General features: G+C 70.0%; 13 protein-coding genes and 1 pseudogene. 5 read left to right on the forward strand and 9 right to left on the reverse strand.

All coding sequences use genetic code 11. From position 1 onward, the window contains the following. Positions 1-70 precede the first annotated feature (70 nt). The 4 genes from rsmG to NRB56_RS12925 all read left to right on the forward strand — a co-directional run bounded on the left by rsmG (position 71) and on the right by NRB56_RS12925 (position 4176). Entirely contained in the window at positions 71-826 is a 756-nt protein-coding gene (rsmG, locus tag NRB56_RS12910; RefSeq protein ID WP_153341710.1) for a 16S rRNA (guanine(527)-N(7))-methyltransferase RsmG, read from the forward strand. Positions 827-1206: 380 nt separating this feature from the next. Next, positions 1207-2136: a ParA family protein gene (locus tag NRB56_RS12915; protein WP_227837620.1), complete on the forward strand. Its 930-nt coding sequence runs from the start codon at positions 1207-1209 to the stop codon at positions 2134-2136. Positions 2137-2182: 46 nt separating this feature from the next. After that, on the forward strand, positions 2183-3184 hold the full coding sequence (locus tag NRB56_RS12920) for a ParB/RepB/Spo0J family partition protein (RefSeq protein ID WP_153341714.1): 1002 nt from the start codon (positions 2183-2185) through the stop codon (positions 3182-3184). A 230-nt stretch (positions 3185-3414) separates the two neighbouring features. Then, positions 3415-4176 (forward strand): GNAT family N-acetyltransferase, encoded by a 762-nt coding sequence (locus tag NRB56_RS12925; protein ID WP_319942929.1) that lies wholly within the window; start codon positions 3415-3417, stop codon positions 4174-4176. A gap of 99 nt (positions 4177-4275) precedes the next feature. Here the strand turns inward: NRB56_RS12925 and NRB56_RS12930 are convergent, their stop codons facing one another. The 8 genes and pseudogenes from NRB56_RS12930 to NRB56_RS40470 all read right to left on the reverse strand — a co-directional run. Continuing rightward, on the reverse strand, positions 4276-5466 hold the full coding sequence (locus NRB56_RS12930; RefSeq protein ID WP_153341716.1) for an N-acetylmuramoyl-L-alanine amidase: 1191 nt from the start codon (positions 5464-5466) through the stop codon (positions 4276-4278). A gap of 105 nt (positions 5467-5571) precedes the next feature. After that, positions 5572-5901 carry a thioredoxin gene (gene trxA / locus NRB56_RS12935; RefSeq protein WP_153341718.1) on the reverse strand — a complete coding sequence of 110 codons (330 nt, stop codon included), beginning with the start codon at positions 5899-5901 and terminating at the stop codon, positions 5572-5574. Positions 5902-5957: 56 nt separating this feature from the next. Continuing rightward, positions 5958-6908, reverse strand: a complete 951-nt coding sequence (gene trxB / locus NRB56_RS12940) for a thioredoxin-disulfide reductase (protein ID WP_153341720.1) — start codon at positions 6906-6908, stop codon at positions 5958-5960. A 115-nt stretch (positions 6909-7023) separates the two neighbouring features. Next, positions 7024-7803: a hypothetical protein gene (locus tag NRB56_RS12945; protein WP_153341722.1), complete on the reverse strand. Its 780-nt coding sequence runs from the start codon at positions 7801-7803 to the stop codon at positions 7024-7026. Positions 7804-7870: 67 nt separating this feature from the next. Then, complete coding sequence (gene sigM / locus NRB56_RS12950) at positions 7871-8404, reverse strand: RNA polymerase sigma factor SigM (RefSeq protein WP_406603472.1); 534 nt, start codon at positions 8402-8404, stop codon at positions 7871-7873. Between the two features lie 311 nt (positions 8405-8715). Beyond that, entirely contained in the window at positions 8716-12600 is a 3885-nt protein-coding gene (murJ, locus tag NRB56_RS12955; protein WP_153342167.1) for a murein biosynthesis integral membrane protein MurJ, read from the reverse strand. Between the two features lie 868 nt (positions 12601-13468). After that, entirely contained in the window at positions 13469-16132 is a 2664-nt protein-coding gene (locus tag NRB56_RS12960) for a DUF6049 family protein (protein WP_227837622.1), read from the reverse strand. Next, positions 16129-16593: pseudogene (locus NRB56_RS40470) on the reverse strand (NUDIX hydrolase); the annotation flags it as partial. The pseudogene NRB56_RS40470 and the gene NRB56_RS12960, both read right to left, overlap by 4 nt. A gap of 500 nt (positions 16594-17093) precedes the next feature. Between NRB56_RS40470 and NRB56_RS12975 the strand changes: the two are divergent. Further along, positions 17094-18554, forward strand: a complete 1461-nt coding sequence (locus NRB56_RS12975; protein ID WP_319942931.1) for a CCA tRNA nucleotidyltransferase — start codon at positions 17094-17096, stop codon at positions 18552-18554. 12 nt (positions 18555-18566) lie between these two features. On the opposite strand, the gene NRB56_RS12980 is transcribed toward NRB56_RS12975, so the two are convergent. Next, the gene (locus NRB56_RS12980) at positions 18567-19382 is read right to left on the reverse strand and encodes a hypothetical protein (RefSeq protein WP_153341726.1); all 816 of its coding nucleotides are present in this window, start codon (positions 19380-19382) and stop codon (positions 18567-18569) included. Between the last annotated feature and the right edge of the window lie 37 nt (positions 19383-19419).

The raw sequence follows: 19419 nt of genomic DNA on the forward strand, positions 1-19419 counted from the left end.
TCGGGCCCCCGGTTCATCGAACCGGGGGCCCTACTCTTGTCCGAGATACCTGCGGGATCCAGAGGGAAGGATGTTTCACGTGGAACGAGGCCGGGACCAATCCCCCGCCGCGGCCGGGGATACCGATCGTCCGGAGCCGAACGTCACTGTGACATCGGAACCGCCGGCGGTCGCCGCCCGGGTGTTCGGCGATCGACTGCCGTTGGCGCGCCGGTATTGGGAGTTGCTGTCGACGGCCGGTGTCGAGCGCGGACTGATCGGCCCCCGGGAGGTACCGCGACTGTGGGATCGGCACATCCTCAACTGCGCGGTACTCGGCGAGCTGATCCCCGATGCGGCGACCGTCGTGGACATCGGTAGCGGCGCCGGCCTGCCCGGCATTCCGCTCGCCCTCGCGCGACCGGATCTTCGGATCACCTTGGTGGAACCGCTGTTGCGCCGGACGGTCTTCCTGACGGAGTTCATCGAATCGGCCGGCATTCCGGTCGCGGTGCTGCGCGGCCGAGCGGAGGAGGCTGCCGTACTGGCGGCCGCCGGCGGGGCGGATGTGGTGACCTCCCGCGCGGTCGCACCGCTGGGAAAGCTGGCGCGTTGGTCGCTTCCTCTCGTGCGCGACCACGGCCGGATGCTCGCGTTGAAGGGGTCGAGCGCCGCGGAGGAGATCGAGCGCGATCGGGCGGAACTGACTCGACTGGGCGGCGGCGCGACCGAGGTGCTGGAGTGTGGCGCCGGAATCGTCGATCCGCCAACGGTTGTCGTGAGCGTCGAACGACTCCCCCGGCCCGTGCGGTCGGCGGGTGGAAAGCGCGGGCGGAACCGGCGCTGAACCGCGCTCGGCGGGGCGATGTTTCATGTGAAACATCGCCGCGCTCGGCGAGTCGCGCGATTCTGTGCGTGTCGCAACGGGATTGCTGCGGTTCAACTTCCGTATTGTGTCCGGTACTGGCAAGCTAAGTATCGTCGAGCGTGAGCGCATCCTCGCAGTGTCCGAAACCGCTCGCCGGACTGGTTCAGACAGGCTCCGACGAGATTCGGGCAGAGCGGATTACGTCCGCGCCTTGCTCAGCAGAGTCCCTCACGGCTCCTGGAGCGATGTGGCACTGGCGCTGCGGCCGACACGCGTCTTGAAGTTCTTCGGTTAGGAGCCTGGGTATGTCGAACGGTCCAGCGAATGTTTCACGGGAAACAACATCGCGGGTGCCTGGAATGCTGGAAGGGAGCACCTACGAGTTGGACGAGCTCAATCGAACCTCCTTCGGGAACATTTCCGCCGCTGATACCCCCATCGCCGTCGAGGCGGAACGTGCCAGCCAGGTGCTGCATCCTGGTTCCATGACGATCCCCAAGCCTCGCGAACAACGCATCATCACCATCGCCAATCAAAAGGGGGGCGTCGGAAAGACCACCACGACCGTCAATCTCGCGGCGGCACTCGCCCTGCAGGGAATGACCGTCCTCGTCATCGACCTCGATCCGCAGGGCAACGCCAGCACCGCGCTGGGTGTCGAGCATCATTCCGGCGTGCCCTCCAGCTACGAACTCCTCATCGGGGAGATCCCGGTGCAGGACGCGATCCAGCAGAGTCCGCACAACGAACGGCTGCTGTGCATTCCGGCGACCATCGACCTGGCGGGTGCGGAGATCGAACTCGTCTCGATGGTGGCGCGCGAGGGACGTCTCAAGTCCGCCATCCAGGAAGCCAATCTGGCCGGCTACGACATCGACTACGTCATGATCGATTGCCCGCCCTCGCTCGGCCTGCTGACGGTCAACGCGATGGTGGCCGCGAAGGAGGTGCTGATCCCGATCCAGTGCGAGTACTACGCGCTGGAGGGTGTGGGACAGCTGCTCCGCAACATCGGTCTGGTGCAGGCGCATCTGAATCCCGAATTGCACGTCTCCACCGTGATTCTCACGATGTACGACGGCCGCACGAAGCTTGCCGACCAGGTTGCCGACGAAGTGCGCGGGCATTTCGGCGACGTGGTGCTCCGCTCGGTGATTCCGCGCAGCGTGAAGGTTTCGGAGGCACCGGGATTCGGCATGACCGTCCTGGATTACGATCCGGGTTCCCGCGGTGCGATGAGCTATCTGGACGCCGGTCGCGAAATCGCGTCGCGGGCAGTCGTGCGTTGATAGTGCGTGGCGTGGTGGTATTTCTGGGAAAGGGGTCGGTAGGCCGATGAGTGGGGCGAAAAAGGGTGGTCTGGGACGAGGATTGGCCTCGCTGATCCCGACGGGTCCCGCCGAGGTACAGGGCCTCGGAAATGCGGCGGCGAATACCGTGATCGGACTCGATCCGATAGGTCCGCATCCCGCGTCGGCTTATCTGCACCGGGTGCCCGATCCGGTGGAATCGGAGGCCGGGGCGGTCTATCGGGAGATCTCGCCGGACGATATCGAGCCGAACCCCCGCCAGCCCCGCCAGGTCTTCGAACAGGAAGCCCTGGACGAGCTGATCCACTCCATCCGTGAATTCGGTCTGATGCAGCCGATCGTGGTGCGCCGGGTCGAAGGATCGGCGCCGCCGCGCTATCAGATCGTCATGGGTGAGCGGCGCTGGCGCGCTTGCCAATCCGCCGGCCTGAGCACGATTCCGGCGATCGTCCGGGAGACCGCGGACGAGTCGATGCTCCGCGATGCCCTGCTGGAGAACATCCATCGGGTGCAACTCAATCCGCTCGAAGAGGCGGCCGCGTACTCGCAGTTGCTCGAGGAGTTCGGAGTCACACACGAGGAGCTGGCCAATCGGATCGGCCGGTCCCGGCCCGTCGTGACCAATATGATCCGCCTGCTGAAGCTGCCCATTCCGGTGCAGCGGCGGGTCGCCGCCGGCGTGCTGTCCGCCGGTCATGCCCGAGCACTGCTCGGACTGGAGGCGGGCGCCGGGGCGCAGGAGAAGCTGGCCGAGCGGATCGTGGCCGAGGGCCTGTCGGTCCGAGCCACCGAGGAGGCGGTGACCCTCGCCAACCGCTACCCCGAACCGGATGCCGGCCCCGCACCCAAGCGGAAGCCGATCCATGCACCCGGGCTCGACAAGGTTGCGGAGCGACTGGCGAATTCCTTCGACACCCGCGTGACGGTGACGATGGGAAAGAAGAAGGGACGCATCGTCGTCGAATTCGGCGACGTCTCGGATCTGGAACGCATCGTCGGCCTGATGGAACAGGCCGAGCTTCAGTAACCGATCGATAGACCCGAAAAAGGCGCGTGCACGCGAGATACTCGGCCCTGGCATTGAAACGTCACTGTGACGATTCCGTTCGGGTATCACTCCGACGCGGGGTGGGGTGTCTCGGGTTGCCGTCGTCACAGACAGCGATGGAAATGAGGCGTCTTGGGTTTGATCGCATATTCTTGCTGGCGGGAAGCGTGAGTGTGGATGAATCGGACAGCTGGAGGCTGAGCAGAGCGGTGTCGACCAGCGTGACCGCACTAACCCTCGGCGGACTCGACAAACTTCCGACACATGCCCGGCGGTGTGTGTTCTGGGAGATCGACCCCGCCGTAGCGGAGGACTCTCGCGGATTCAGCGATCCGGTCTTCGAGAAGGAAGCATGGCTGTCGACGGTCATGCTGGAATGGGGTTCCTGCGGACAGGTGGCCCTCGTCGACGGACAGCCCGCCGGCTGCGCGCTCTACTCGCCGCCGAGCGTGGTGCCGCGCGCTGCCCTGTTCCCCACCTCACCGGTGAGCCCGGATGCGGTCCTGCTGACCACGCTGCGGGCCGAACTCCCCCACCAGGCGGACGAGATAGCCGAGCGCCTCATCAAGGCCGTGGTGGCCGATCTGATGCGGCGTGGCGTGCGAGCCATCGAGGCATTCGGCATCCGCCAGGATCCGACCGCGGTGACCCTGTCGGCGCGGGCCGACAGGTCGATGCTGCTGATGGAACGGATCGACACCCCGCCGACCGGATTCGCGCCACCGGCGTCCAAGCATCGGTCGGCCAACGGCGGGTGCGCCCCCGAGAGTTGCATGATCGCCGCCGACTTCCTGGAGGATGTCGGTTTCGAGGTCGTGGCGCCGCACCACCGGTTCCCCCGGCTGCGGATGGAGCTCGACAGCGACCATCTGTGGAAGGAGGACGTCGAGCGGGCGCTGGACCAACTGCTGGCCGCCGCCTCGATGACCGCGCCGACCCGGATCGGCGCGGGCCCCCCGCTGCGCGTCTAGCACTCCGGACGAGAAACGCCCCCAACCGATACGGATGGGGGCGTTTTCGTTCCGGCGGAGATCGGCGGGCCCGGGCGGAAGGCCGCCGCCCGGCCGTCGTCAGATTCGTTCGGCGGCGGCCAGTTCCTCGGCCAGCAGTTCGGCGAAGGTGTATGTGCCGGTGGGCTGGTCGTCCTGGCCGAGCAGGTACAGCCGCTTCACCGAGACGAGGATCGCCTCCGCGATGACGTCGCGCATCCGCGGGTTGGTCAGCACCGCGGCGTCGTATTCGTTGGTGAGATAACCGATGTCGACCTGCACGGTCGGCATCTTGGTGAGCCGCAGCAGATCCCAGGTGCGTGCGTGGGTCCGGCAGTCCTGCAACGAGGTTCGGGCCACGATCTCACGCTGGATGAAACCGGCGAGCACCTGTCCGATCATCGAGACCGAACCGTGCGAGTTGCCGAAGTGGAAGCTCGCGATGCCGTTGGCGAGCGGACTGGGATTGGTCGCGCAGCGCAGCGAGATCATCAGATCGGCGTCGAACGTGTTGGAGGTGTCGGCGCGCTCGGCATCGCTGGGACCGCTGCCCCACGACCGGGACAGGAACGTCTCCATCCCGGTGGCGGCCATCCGGCCCTCCAGCCGGCTGGCCAGATCCCACAGGATCTCCGATTCGTAGACGTCACCGAATTCGGTCGGCACCGCGTAGCCGTGATCCCGGCCACCGAGGCCCGGGTCGATCACGATCCGCTTGCCGCTGAGCTGCGGCCCGGCCCGGTGCACCACTTCCTCCTCGGCGATCCGATGCGGATTGCCGCCGGTGACGCGGGCGCCGAGCAGTTCCAGCGCGCGCAGCGTGTCCGGACCGCAGATGCCGTCGGCGGACAGCCCGATCTCGCGCTGGAACGCCGTCAGCCCGTCGTGCGTGTGCGGGCCGAAGTAACCGTCGACCCGGTGGACGTAGAAGCCCAGATCCTGCAGGCGACGCTGCAGCGTGGCTACATCGTCCCCGTACAACGGCGCGGACAACTGATAGATGAGAGTGCGCGCGCCCAGCCGGTACGAGGCCTCCTTGAGCGCCCGATAGGTCGCCGGGCCGACGACACCATCGACGAGTAGACCGCGGTGCTGCTGGAAGGCCCGCACCGCCGAGTCGAGATTCTCGTCGAAGCCGGCGTCGGCGTCCTTCCAGTACTCACCGTGGCCATCGGCGCCGGCGGCATGGGAGTGCAGGAAGCCTAGGCTTGCCAGAGTGCCCCGAACCTCGGCGACGGCAGGACCGGTGTCGCCGTGACGGAGTCGGTGCATGCGTCAGAGCCCTTTCCTTCTGCCAACCCAGGTACCCACTCGTGCGACGGCTCACACCCGCCCGTCCGTCGCACGACCGGTGCCCGGGATCCTACCTGCCCGGAGTCAGATCACGTCGCCGAGTTCGCGCAGGAGGGCGGCCTTGCCCTTGGCGCCGACGATCCGCTTCGCCTCCTTGCCCTCCGCGAAGAGCACCAGGGTGGGCAGCGACAGGATGCCGTAGTCCCGGGCCGTCAACGGGTTCGCGTCGGCGTCGACCTTGGCGATGGTCAGCTTGTCGGCGTGCTCGGCGGCGATCTCCTCCAGCACCGGGGCGACCATCTTGCACGGGCCGCACCAGGTCGCCCAGAAGTCGACCAGCACCGGCTTCGCGCTGCTCAGCACCTCCTGCTGGAAGGTGGCGTCGGTGACGGTCTTGGTGACGGAATCGGACATGGTTGTCTCCTCGAACTTGCTGGACCGGTCCCGGCCGGCGAGCCGCCGGACCGGATTCAGAGCGTGTTGGCGGCGATGTCGCCCTTCTCGGCGAGCCAGTGCTCGGCGTCGATGGCCGCGCGGCAGCCGGTGCCGGCCGCGGTGATCGCCTGCCGGTAGGTGTGATCGACCAGGTCGCCGGCCGCGAAGACGCCGGGCAGCGAGGTGGCGGTGCTCGGCTGCTCGACCAGCACGTAACCCTCGTCGTCCACGTCGATCTGATCGCGGACCAGATGGCTGCGCGGATCGTGGCCGATGGCGACGAACAGGCCGGTGGCGGCCAGCTCCGAGGTCTCCCCGGTGCGGGTGTCGCGCAGGGTCAGGCTCGTGACGGCGGTGTCGCCGTGCACCTCGGTGACCTCGGCGTTGGTGACGAAGCGGATCTTGTCGTTGGCGCGGGCGCGGTCCAGCATGATCCGGGAGGCCCGGAACTCCTCGCGACGGTGCACGATGGTGACGCTGGTGGCGAACTTGGTGAGGAAGGTGGCCTCCTCCATCGCGGAGTCGCCGCCGCCGATCACCACGATGTCCTGGCCCTTGAAGAAGAACCCGTCGCAGGTGGCGCAGGCGCTCACGCCGCGGCCGAGCAGTTTCTGCTCACCGGGCACGTTCAGATAGCGCGCGGCCGAACCCATCGCCAGGATCACCGCGTAGGCCTGATACGTCTCGCCGCCCACGGTGACCGTCTTGATCGGGCCGGTGAGATCCATCTCGTCGACGTCCTCGGTGCGGATGTCGGCGCCGAACCGCTTGGCCTGCTCGCGCATCTGCTCCATCAGGTCCGGGCCCATGATGCCGTCGCGGAAGCCGGGGAAGTTCTCCACCTCGGTGGTGGTCATCAGAGCGCCGCCGAATTGGGTGCCCTCGAACAACAGTGGCTCGAGATCGGCCCGCGCCGCGTAGACGGCGGCGGTGTAGCCGGCCGGGCCGGAGCCGACGATGATCAGGTCGCGAACTGGCGTACTCATGGAGCCCTTCCGAGGGTGATGGTCGTGTATCGAAATACTGTGGCGGGGCGTGTCGGACAACAACAGGGTAAACGTCGTTGTTCCCGAGCCCGTCCGGCAGCGCGTCTCCCGCCGGTCAGCCGATGTCGCGGGTCTCCAGCAGTTGCGGGTCGCCGGGGCCGCAGCCTGGGCCGACGACCAGGGCGGTGACGGTGGGTGGCTGCGGACCGGACAGCAGGATCAGGACGGCGGGATCGCTGCCGTAACGGGTGTTCACGGCACCGAGGACGGTCCGGTCGAGACCGGTGGCGGCGACGCAGGCGGTGAGCGCGCCGGGCCGGGACAACGGCCCGGAGACGTCGTCGCGGCCGAGCGCGTCGAGCAGGGCGGCGGCGGACAGGCCGCCGCTGGGCACCGCGCTGCCGGGGTGGGATGCGGTGCTGGTGGCGGGCGACGCGTTCGAGGCCACCGGGCGGTTGTGCGTGGCCATCCCCACACCCACTCCACCCGCGGCGACGGCGGCGGCCGCCGCGACCGCCACACCCCAGCGCGGCCGGGAGAAGCTCCGGTCGGGGACGTGAGGCCGCCGGGGCAGCGGCAGGATCGCCGCATCGGCGGCCGGCGGCCGGCCGGAGGCCAGCGCCGCGGGATCGGCGCCGGCGGCGAGTGCGTCCAGCATCCGGTCCAGCGTGGCGCTCACGCGCGGCGGGATGGGGTGCAGGATCAGCGGATCGGTACCGAGGCGGTGCAATTCGGTGCTGACATCGTCGAGGGAGCGCAGGAAACCCGCGGCCTCCGGATCCTCGCGCACCAGGGGCTGCAACCGGTCGGACAGCTCGGGTGCGAGATTGTCGGCGTGCAGATCGGCCAGCAGAGCCGGCGAGAACGGTGGCTGTGGCAACGGTCGAGCCGTCATTCCGCACACCTCCTCGGTCGGCGCTGCCACCTCGAAATATCTCGTCGCAAATTAAGACGTTGCGACGCTACGTCCGGTTCCCCGGTTCTCTCAAGAATTCCAAGTGCTGTTTGAGACGTTCCCGGCCGCGGGCGCATCGGCTCTTGATCGTGCCCTCGGCCACACCGAGCATCGCGGCCGCCTCGGCTACCGTATACCGCTCCAGGTCGACGGCCACCAACGCGGTGCGCTGCTCCGGCGGCAGCGTGAACAGCGCCGCGTCGACGACCATCGACATCTCCAGATCGGCGAAGTCGTCCCGCTCGGCGGCCGGTTCCCCCACCGCCTCGTCGGACAGTGAGAGGCTGTATCTGGACTTGTTGCGCCGGATCCGATCCAGGCACGCGTTGACCACGATGCGGTGCAACCAGCTGCTCACCTCGGCGTCGCCGCGGAAGGTGCCGGCCTTGCGATGCGCCGACAACAGCGCGTCCTGCAACGAGTCGGCGGCGTCCTCCGGCGTGTACGAGGTGCGCAACGCCAGCTGCCAGAGCCGGTCGTAGTGCCGGCGGAACAGCACGCCGAAGGCGTGCCGGTCCCCCGCCACGTGTGCGGCGAGCAACTCCTGATCGGTGGCCGCCTCGCGATCGAACGAACGACGACGGACTACTGTGGATGACTCGGACGTCCCCCCGGCGTACCCATCGACATCGAACGGCAATACAAACCCCTAGGATCGGCGCTGACGACGGCGTCGTGTGCCCAGGGTCGAGACGGGCCACACCGTCGCATCCTTCGCGTCATCCAGGACCGAAACGCCAGATCCCAGGAAACTCCCTGCTGAGAGTGCGCTGCGAATCATATCGGCTGTGACGAACGGGCAGCAACCAGACCAACGAGGCGAGTACGGGTTCGCACCCGTTCCGCGAGCCGCTAGGGAGCGGCCTCGAAACGGATGTCGGAGATCGAGGTCCGGTACTGGCCACCGGAGTTGGCCAGCGCCGTGATCCAGACCAGCACATACCGGCCCGGCTGATCGGCGCGCACCGCGATGGAGGTGGCGCCGTCGGCCAGGGTCGCCTGGCCGATCAGCTGGGTCTGATCGAGCGTGGTCGCCGCGGTGGGCGAGGTGCGGATCTCGACCACCGTGCCCGCGCTCGGTGAATCGATGATCACTTTGGTGAGTTTGCTCGGGCTGCCGAGGGTGGTCAGGATCCCGACGCCCTTCTTCAGCGCCGGGAACTGCTGGAAGTACTGATCCGTCCGCCACATGGTGGCCGGATTGCCGTCCAGCACCGCCGTGACGTTGCCGGTGCCGTCCGGCGTGCCCTCCGGCGAGAACACCGATGCGCCCGTGACCGGCACCGGAACGCCGCCGGTGGCCGACTGCGGGCCGCCCGGCGCGGCCGGGGCGGCGCCCGTGGCCGGATCCGCCGGCGCGGTGTTGGCGGTGGTCAGGCCGAGCTGGCGCTGCTCATTGAGCGGGGCGTTGGAGGAACTGGGCGCGAACACGCTCAGCAGCCACCAGATGATCACGCCGACCGCGAGCGCCGCCAAAATGCCGAGACCGACCAGCACCCACACCATGCGCTGGGAGCGCTCCTTCTCGGCGGCCAGCAACTCCGGATCGGCCAGCGAATCGCTCGGCGCGGTCGCCCGCTGCCCGAGCCGCAGCACCGGGATGAAGTCGGTCTTCTGGTCGACGACCGACGCCTGCTCCAGCACGTGCTGCACGGTCGCCGCGGTCCGCACACCCTTGTTGGACTCCAGCGAGCGCACCGCCACGGCGGAGATCTCGAAGGGCACCTCGGGCCGGATCTGCCGCGGTTCCACGGGCGTGCCGTCCGGGCCGAAATCGGCCAGCGGCAGCCCGCCCACGTTCGCCGCGGCGCCGGAGACGCCACCGACCCGGATCGGCCAGCGGGCGGTCATCAGCGCGTAGAGCATGGCGCCGAGGCCACGGACGTCCGCCTGCGGCTCCGAATCCGACAGCGTGCCGGGGAAGGCCAGCACCGCGTCGCCGGTGGCGCTGATGCGCACCCGGTCCGGGTGATCGATCGACAGCGAACCACCGCCGCGGTGCGCCAGCTCGGCGGCGGCCGCCAGGGCGCGGATGGCCCGGGCCGCGCCGATCGGCGACGGCCGGGTCTCGGCCATCTCCCGCAGCGATCGGCCGGGGGTCCACTCGGCCACCACGATGCCACCGGAACTGCCGCGCACCACGTCCAGCACCCGGGCCAGGCCCGGCGAGTTGATCCGGCCCAGCCGCAGCGTGCGCGACAGGATGCCCTGCGGACCGTCCTGGCCGGAGTTGTCGGTCGCCTTCTGATCGGCGTCGACGAAGGTCAGCGCGACCTCACGGTCCAGCTTCACGTCCAGCGCCTGCCAGAAGCGCAGGCCGCGGGCGCCGCCGTGATCGGCCAGCAGCCGGTATCGGCCGCCGGCCACCGAGGCGCCCGGGATCAATTTCGGCCCACGCTGTAGTCGCCGCATCGGCGGTTCCGTCCGCATCGGCGGCATCTCCGGCGAGACCGGCGACATCATGCCGGTGTCGTAGACCGGATCGCGGGACGGCACCAGGCCGGGAACCCCGGCATGGTGTTCGGCCGGCGGTTCGCTGTGGTCGCCACCGTGCCGCTCGTCCGACGGCACGCCGGCGGGCTGGACGTCGTCGGTGCGTACAGCGCCCGCCGCGGCAGCAGCATCGGCGGCCGGTACGGCACCCGCCGCGTCGTCGCTCACGCTGGTTCCTCCTTCGCCCTGGTGTGTCGTGGTCCGATATGCCGGCGTCGCACCAAGCCCGTCGCCGGTTTGTCCCTGATCCGCGTCCGCGCGGGTACCCGTCTCGTCGTGCTGGGATTCCGGATCCTGCCGGTGAGTGCCGGGTTCGGCATTTGCGTTTCTCTGCCGAACAGGGTACGGGAACTCACCCTCTCCGGTGCGGTCAACCGCACCGGGTCGAATGACCGGCAAGACCATGGTCTGGGTGTCCATGTACGGCTCGTACCGGTAGTAGTACGGAGCGGCGTCGAACCGCGGAAGCACCATGGTGTCCTGCATGTCGGCGTCCGGCTGGCCGAGGTCCAGATCGGGGGCGGGCGGGGTGATGCCCAGCCGCCGCGAGATCGACACCGTGATCGACACGATCTCCGGGATGCCGATCAGGCGCATCAGCCCGAAGGCGACGCCGAACATGACCACCGCGTCGACGACCACCCGGAACATGGAACCGCTGACACTGTGCAGCCGGGGCAACCCCAGCAACTGATCGACGATCACCGTGACCGCCGCGCCGGCCACCGAGGACAGCATCACCCGCGTCACCGTCCGGCCGACGTTGGTCATTCGGAGGTCGCCCAGGCTGCGGTGCAACAGCCAGCCGCCGATGATCGCGCCGGCGATGTAGCCGATGCCGTTGGCGACGCTCAGCGCGATCACCACGTGGTCCTCGGCCACCACCATCGGCGCCAGCGCCGACAGCACCATCCGGACCGTGGTGATGCCCAGGATGATCCAGGTCGGCGTCCAGGCCTGCTCCCGGGCGTAGAAGACCCGCAGGTGGATCAGCACGAGCGCGTACGGAATCAGGGTGAAGGCGGACCAGCTGACCGTCTCGCCCAGCCGGGTGGCCTCGGCATGGCCGAAGTGCCCGTAGCCGTACAGCGCCTTGCCGACCTGGGGGCCCGCGACGGTCAGGAACAGCACGACCGGCAGCATGGCGATCATGGTCAGCCGGGTCGCGGTCGACAGGTCGTCGACGACGGCCGGGTTGTCGTCGGCCGCGGCGTCGCGGCTCAGCCGCGGCATGATCGCGGTCAGCACGGTGACGCCCAGCACGCCGTATGGCAACTGCAACAGCAGCCAGGCGTTGTTGTAGATGGCCGGCCCGGCGACGTCGGCGTGTGAGGAGATCCGGGTGCCGAAGACGAAACCGGCCTGGCTGATGAAGACGTAGAGGATGACCGCCGTGGCCATCCCGCCGAACTGCTTCAACCGGGCGTCCACACCCCACAACGGGCGCAGATCTATCCCGGCGCGCCGGATCGGCGGCAGCAGGCTGACGGCCTGGACCAGGACGCCGAGCGTCACGCCGATCCCGAGGATCAGCAGTTTCGGCTGGCCCATCCGCGCCGGGTTCAGCGAGATCTCGCCCGGCGTGAGCGCGTACAGGCCGAGGACGACCAGCACCACCACGTTGTTCAGCACCGGCGCCCACGCGCCCGGTTTGAAGATCTCGTGGGTGTTCAGGATCGCCATCAGCAGCGACGACATGCCGTAGCAGAGGATGGCGGGCAGCAGCAGGAAGGCCAACGACGTGGTCAGTCCGGTGCTGACCTTGCCGTCGTCGGACAGGAAGACGTACTTGATCAGCAGCGGCGCGGCCGCCGTGCAGAACAGCGCGGCCGTGGCCAGCACGAGGAACGCCGTCGTCACCAGGCGCCGGACGAAGGCGGCGCCGCCGTCGGCGTCCTCCTTCTCGGCCCGGACCAGCGTCGGCACCACGAACGCGGTCAGCACCGCGCCCAGCACCAGCTGTTCGACCATGGTCGGGATCTGGCTGGCGACGGTGAACGCGCTGGCGATGGCCGGGCCGAGCACGGTCAGCAGTAGCAACTGCTTGCCGAAACCGGTGATCCGGCTGATCAGCGTCGCGATCGCGATGGAACCGGAGGCGCTGAGCAACCGCGAGTTCGCATTGCCCGCCGGGCGGCCCGGAGCCACCGCCACCTGAGTCGCGGTCCGCGGATGTCCGCCGGCCCGGTCCGGGCGCGGCGCGGCCGGCCGTGGCCGGGCGATCCGTTCGGTCGGCCCGGTCATCGACGGACCGGCCGGGTGATAGCGGTAGCCGGCGTCGACAGACCGGGGCGGCACCCCCGCTGTGCGACCGGGCGGCACCGCCACACTGCGATCGGGCGGCACCGCCGCCGCGGGATCGGCCGGTGGCCGTGGCGGGCGGCCGCTCGGCGGCATCGGGCGGCCGCGGGCGGGATCGGCCGGCGGTACCCGATGCATCGGACGGCTCGGCGGTCCGGGCTCGAACGCCTCACCGGGCGCGGGCCGGTGCGGATTGCCGTTGTACGGGGGGCTGTTCGGCGGGACCTGCCGCATCGAGCCGCTCGCCGGCCCCTGCCGCGGCGGTTCACCCGGGGGCACCCGCCGCATCGAGCCGGCGGCCGGGCCCTGCCGCGGCGGCTCGCCGGGTGGTACCTGCCGCAGCGGGGCGCTGGGGGGCATCTCGCGCCGCGGCGGGTTCGGTGGCACCGGACGCGGGGAACCGCCGGGCGGGCCCTGCCGGGGTGGTACACCCGACGGGACCGGCCGGACCGGCGGCCGATGGTCCGGATCGGCGGGGGGCGGCGGGCGTTGTCCGGGCGGGACCTGTGGCATCGGACCGGTCAGCGGGACCTGGCGCCGGGACGACCCGGGCGGTACCTGCGGTAGCGGCCGGCTCGGCGGAGGACCGTCGGGGCCGTCGACATTGGGGCCGCGCTCCCACGGCGCCGCGGGCGTGCGCCGCGGCGACGGGCCGTCGCCATCGCGACGGGGACCGTCGTAGTCGTTCACGACACCTCCCGCACGGATCCGGCGGTATCACGCGGTGCGCAGACGAGAACCGGTCGTCCGGTCAGCGGAGACAGCCCCGGCACGGCGATCGAGGCGACCGATCTCGAAACATCGCCGTCGCTCATCGCGCCTCCTGTCGCTGCGTCGCCCGCGTCCGCGCGCGCCCGTACCGGTTGACCCGGCGACGCTTGCCCGGGTCCAGCCCTTTGTCGGCCGGATCGGGTTGCCCCCGGAACCGGCGCCACAGACGGCGACCGGCCAGTAACAAGAGTAGTGCTCCGGCGCACGAGGTGATTATCGCCAATGCCTGGCCGTACGCGTTGGAGCGAACCGAGACCGATGTGGCATTTCCGAGCGGAATCGACTCGGGCGTGGTCAGCGAGATCGGAATCACCAGGTTTCGCTTGTCGCTGACCTGGGTCGGGATCTGGAAGGATCGGGTGCCCTCGGCCGGCAACTGCTGTTCGCCGATGTCGGTGATGGTCGCCTCGGCCGGTGCGTCGATCTTGAACCGGATCCGCACCGCCACCGGCAGATCGTTGCGGGCGACCAGCACCAGCGGGCTCTGTTCGGAGGCGAGCGTGTAGACCCCGCCGGGCGGCAGCACGGTCACCGATCGGTACAGGCCGTCCATGGTGTGGGTGGTCTGGTCCAGTCGCCGGCGTGCCGCGGTCTCGCCCTGTTCGCCGGTCGCGCCGCGGTCGGACAGGCTCAGCGTCCGAATCAGGTCGTCGCGTAGCGGGTTGAGGAAGGTGCGCGGGGTGGGCTCCTGCTGCGGCACCTCGACCAGCGCGCCCATCAGCTCGGTGATCCGCCGGCCCTGTTCCCGGACCGGGTCGTCGTAGGAGGCCGGCACCGCCTCCTCGGCGGACTCCGCGAGGTAGTTCACGTCGAAGGGCCGCGGATCCGGCGGCTGGGCGAGCAGATCCTGGAACGAGCGCGGGGTCGCCAGTCCGTTGCGGAACAGCAGATCCACCTGGTTCAGCAGGGCCGCCGCCTCGTCCCGGTTGGCGCCCCACTGCTGCGGTGGCGCCAGCAGGGCCGAGCGGCGCGGCGACTGCGGATTCAGGGCCGACCACGACACCGCGCCGAGCGCGTCCTGCAACCGGGCCGCGCGCGAGTCGTTGTTGACGTCGTAGCGCACCCGCTCCGGAGTGAACGACGGCGTCGGCGGGTTCGAGCCGACGGCCGCGAGCGCCGTGGCCGACCAGATGTCGAAGGTGGCGACCTTCAGGCCCGCCGGGTTCGCCGCCGGCGTACCGGCCACCGGAGCCGAGCTCACCGCCGGACCGGCGGACGCCGCCGGGGCCGGGCTCGGCGGGACGGGGGTGGCGGATGCGCCCCCGCCGGGGGGCGTCGTGCCGGACCCCGGTACCGGCGGCGGGGCGGGCAGCTGCACCAGTTCGGGTGTGTCGGATTCGGGACCGGTCAGCGCGGCAGTGCTGTGGGCGGTACTTTCACCGGTCGCGGAGTTCGCCGCGGCGCCGTGGGCGTCCGGGGTGGCGACCGCGTTGTCGGCCAGGATCGCGCTGGTGTAGCCGTGCCGGGACAGCAGCGTCGCGGCATCGCCGTCGATACTGCCCGCGGTGGGCAGCGCGACCCCGCGCACGGACCGGATCGACAGGATCGAGTCGACGATGTCGGCCGGGGCGTCGATGGCCCGCGCGGTGAGGCCCGGATCGTGGACCGCGGCCACCGCGGTCGGATCGGCCTGCGCGAACGGCAACGCCACCGTGCACATCGAGCCGGCCAGCGAGTGCAGCCGGTCCAGCCAGGTCTTGGCGGCGTGCGCACCGGAACCGTCGCGGGTCGAGCCGTCCGGATCCGAGGGGCTCGCCAGCACCCGGTAGCCGTCGGTCATCGCCGACACCGTGATCAGCAGGTCCGGGTCGATCGCCAGGCACAGCGCGGAGGCCAGGCCGGGACCGGTGCGGGACGGATCCGGGCCGGTGTCGGGGTGCAGCACCGATTCCGGTGCGGCCAGCAGCTGATCCAACCGGCCGCCGCCGGCCAGTTCCCCGGCCAGCTCGTCGTCGGTCAGCAGCGCCCGGCCGTCCACCGAACCGGGGATGCCGGCGACCAGGCGGGGCCGGTCGGCCAGCGGCCACAGCAGGGTGGTCGCCACCGGGGCGTCGGGCGGGGCGGGCACCGGCGGCTGCCCGGAACCTTTCGCGTCGCCGTCCGGGATGGACGGCAGGCCCAGGATGGGCACGAGGAAGCGGGCGTCGTCCAGGCGGGCCTGGCCGCCGTAGGCGGGCTGGCCGTTGACGTTCAGCAACAGCGGATAGACACCCGGATCGCTGATGTCCAGCGCGGCCGAGACCGGGTTGGCGCCCCCGGCACCGGCCATACCGGGCCGCACGCCGATCCGCAGGGTGAACTGTTTGCGCTGACCGGGGGTCAGTTCGTCGGAGATGTCCTGGAACGGCGTGGTCACGACGTCGTAGTCGCTCTGATCCAGCCGCAGCGCCGAGCGCAGGCCGCCGGGATGGCCGATCGCCGCGCCGCGCTGCACCCGCACGCTGATGTCGTCGACGTTGCGATCCCCGATATTGGTGACGGTGCCGACGATCACCAGCACCGCCGAGGTCGACGTGGTGACCGTGCTCGGTGACACGGAATCGATGGTGAGCTTCAGGAATTTCGGCGCCGAGGAGTCGCTGCCCGAACCCGGCTGCGCGCCGGTCGGACCGGCGCCCGGTATGCCCAGCACCCCCAGGACGACCAGCACAATGCCGAGAAACATCGGCGCCCGGCGACGCCGATGGTGACCCGCGCGCGTCATCGTCTGCCGTTCTCCATCCGATCCATCAAGCGGTTCGCGACCTCCGCGAGGCGGCGTTCGTCGGCGTAGGCGAGCCGGGAATCGAGTTCGCTCAGCGGCACCCATGCCACCTTGGTGACCTCGACGTCGGCATCCGACAACTCACCGCCGATCGACCGCATCAGATAATGGTGCACCGTCTTGTGCACCCGGCGGCCCTCGGTGACGAACCAGTAGTCGATACTGCCGAGTTCGGCAACGACCATACCGTTGATACCGGTCTCCTCGGCCACCTCGCGAACCGCCGTCTGCTCGGCGGTCTCACCGTCCTCGATATGTCCCTTGGGCAGCGACCACAGTAACCGCCCGCGGCGGTCGGTGCGCCCGATGAGGGCGGCACAGCGCTGTTCCCGGGGCCCGTCCAGGCCGTCGACCACCAGACCGCCCGCCGAGGTCTCCCGGACGGTGCGCATGCGCGGCTTCGCACCCTTGGCGGCGGTGCCGCCCTTGGCCGTGGCGGCGGTGCCGCCCTTGGCCGTGGCGGCGGTGCCGCCCTTGGCCGTGGCGGCGGTGCCGCCCTTCGCCGTGGCCGCGGCGGTGCCGCCTTTGGCTGCGGCAGTGCCGCCCTTGCCGGCCGCGGCGCCGGATTTCGCCGTACCGGATTTGGGGGTGCCGTTCTTGGTTCCGCCGGACTTCGCACTGCCGGTCTTGTCGGCGGTCCTGGCCGCGGCGCCGGAGCCGGAATTCGCGGGTTTGGCGGCACCACCGCCCGAACCGCGACGCCGCGGCCGGCGGCGTCGGCTGTTCGCGCGATCGGCCGTAGACACTGCGTCAGTCTAGCGGTGTTCGATTTGCCGCTTCGCCGTCCTCGCGCCGGTGCGGCGGGGGGTAATCGGCCGCGGCGGGCTCGGGTTTCGGAGGTCGGGGGCATCGCGGACTAAGCTGCCGTTCCGTGGTTTCGCCGAAGTCCGAGGAGGCAGTCGTGCCCGCCCCCGACCCTGTTGTCCCCGAGGAGCGCCGGACCCGGCTGCTCGCGGCGGCGGCGGTGACGCTCGGCAGGCTGTCGGATGTGCTCACGCCGCTCGGTGAGCTGTTCGCCGCGCGCGGGCATCACCTCTACCTGGTCGGCGGCAGCGTCCGGGACGCGGTGCTCGGCCGGTTGGGCAGCGATCTGGATTTCACCACCGACGCCCGGCCCGAACAGGTGCTGCAGATCGTGCGCGGCTGGGCCGATCATCTGTGGGACACCGGCGGTCTGGCCTTCGGCACGGTGAGCGCCTCGAAATCGGGGTGGCAACTGGAGATCACCACCTTCCGCAGCGACAGTTACGACCGGGTGTCCCGCAATCCCGAGGTCACCTTCGGCGACACCCTCGAGGGCGATCTCGTCCGGCGCGATTTCACGGTCAACGCCATGGCGGTGAAGGTGGGCGCCGACGGTTCGCTGGAATTCGTGGATCCGCTCGGCGGCCTGGACGCGCTGCTGGCCGGGGTGCTGGACACGCCGGCCGCGCCGGAGGACTCCTTCAACGACGATCCGCTGCGGATGCTGCGCGGCGCCCGCTTCGTCGCCCAACTCGGCTTCGTGCTCGCACCCCGAGTCCGGGCGGCGATCACGGCGATGGCCGGGGAGATCGAACGGATCACCGCGGAACGGGTGCGCGCCGAACTGGACAAGCTGATCGGCGGCGCCCATCCGACCGATGGCATCGACATCATGTGCGAGACCGGACTGGCGGCCCGGGTGCTGCCCGAGGTGCCCGCCATGACCCTGGAGATCGATGAACACCACCAGCACAAGGACGTGTATCAGCACTCGCTGACCGTGCTGCGGCAGGCCATCGACCAGGAGGACGGCGATCCGGATCTGGTACTGCGCTGGGCCGCGCTGCTGCACGACATCGGCAAGCCGCCGACCAAGCGCAACGAACCCGGCGGCGGGGTGAGCTTCCACCATCACGAGGTGGTCGGGGCCAAGATGGTCCGCAAGCGGATGCGGGCGCTGAAGTATCCGAAGCAGTTCACCGAGGATGTCGCCCGGCTGGTCTATCTGCACCTGCGGTTCCACGGTTACGGCACCGGTCAGTGGACCGATTCGGCGGTCCGCCGTTATGTCACCGACAGTGGTGAGCTGCTGTCGCGGCTGCACAAACTGGTGCGCGCCGACTGCACTACCCGCAACAAGCGCCGGGCCGCGGCACTGCAGGCCACCTACGACAACCTCGAGGAGCGGATCGCCCGGTTGCAGGAGGCCGAGGATCTCGCGCGGGTACGCCCCGACCTGGACGGCAACGACATCATGGAGTTGCTCGGCCTGGAGCCCGGCCCGCAGGTCGGCCGCGCCTGGCGCTTTCTGAAGGAACTGCGGCTGGATCGGGGACCGCTGTCGCGCGACGAGGCCGAGGAAGCCCTGCGCGAATGGTGGAACGCGGGCGCGCCCTAGGCTGTACGCCGCTCAGAAGATGATCATCGTGGTGCCCGCGACGATCGCGGACCGCATCGCGGCCAGATCGAACGATCCACTCACCGCGGGCGCGGTGACCCGGAATCGCACCACATCGCCGTCTCGGTCCGCGCGCTCGACGCGGACGTCGTGCGGGAGTCCGGGCAGGGGCCGCGACGGGATCCGCAGGTAGCGGCGCGGTACCCGGATTCCCCACCAGGTGGCGCGATGCACCGCGACGCTGAGCAGATTGTCGCCGACCACGGCGTCGAGCACCGCCCGGATCCGGCGGCGGCGGTGCCGGGCGCGGATCGGGCCGACCGGCCCGGGCGTCAGCTCCCAGTCCGGGTCGCGCCGGTTCACCCGGTCCAGCAGGACATCCAGCGCGATCGTGCCGGTGATCTCCAGTCCGGCGGCGCGCACCCTGGTCGGTACACCCGGCACCAGCCGGACGCCGTGGGCGACGACGGTCGCCTCCCGGATCGGGTGACCGCTCCACCGCACCCCGGTCAGCGTCGCCTCGACGTGGAAGTGTGCGCCGCGGCGGCTCGCGCGCAGGGCGTACAGCGTGGCGGTCAGCTCGCGGCCGAGCAGTGTGGCGCTGAACTCGGCGCCGCCGAACCGCCGGACTATGCCGTGACTGAGCGCGCTCATCAGGGCATCCGGCAGCAACGCGGTGACGGTGCCGGAGACCGGGTCGGCCACTGGATCCAGCCACGCGGTGGTGGCCGCGGCCCAGTGTTCGAGCCATTCCGGATCCAGTAGTCGCCGCCCGAGACCCAGCGCTCGGGACGGTGACCAGGCGGCGGGATCGAATGAGGTGGCCATGACCGCCCCGAGCGTACCGGCCGGTCCCGACACGGCT

This window comes from Nocardia aurantia, from assembly GCF_009604425.1.
GTDB classification, from domain to species: Bacteria; Actinomycetota; Actinomycetes; order Mycobacteriales; family Mycobacteriaceae; genus Nocardia; species Nocardia aurantia.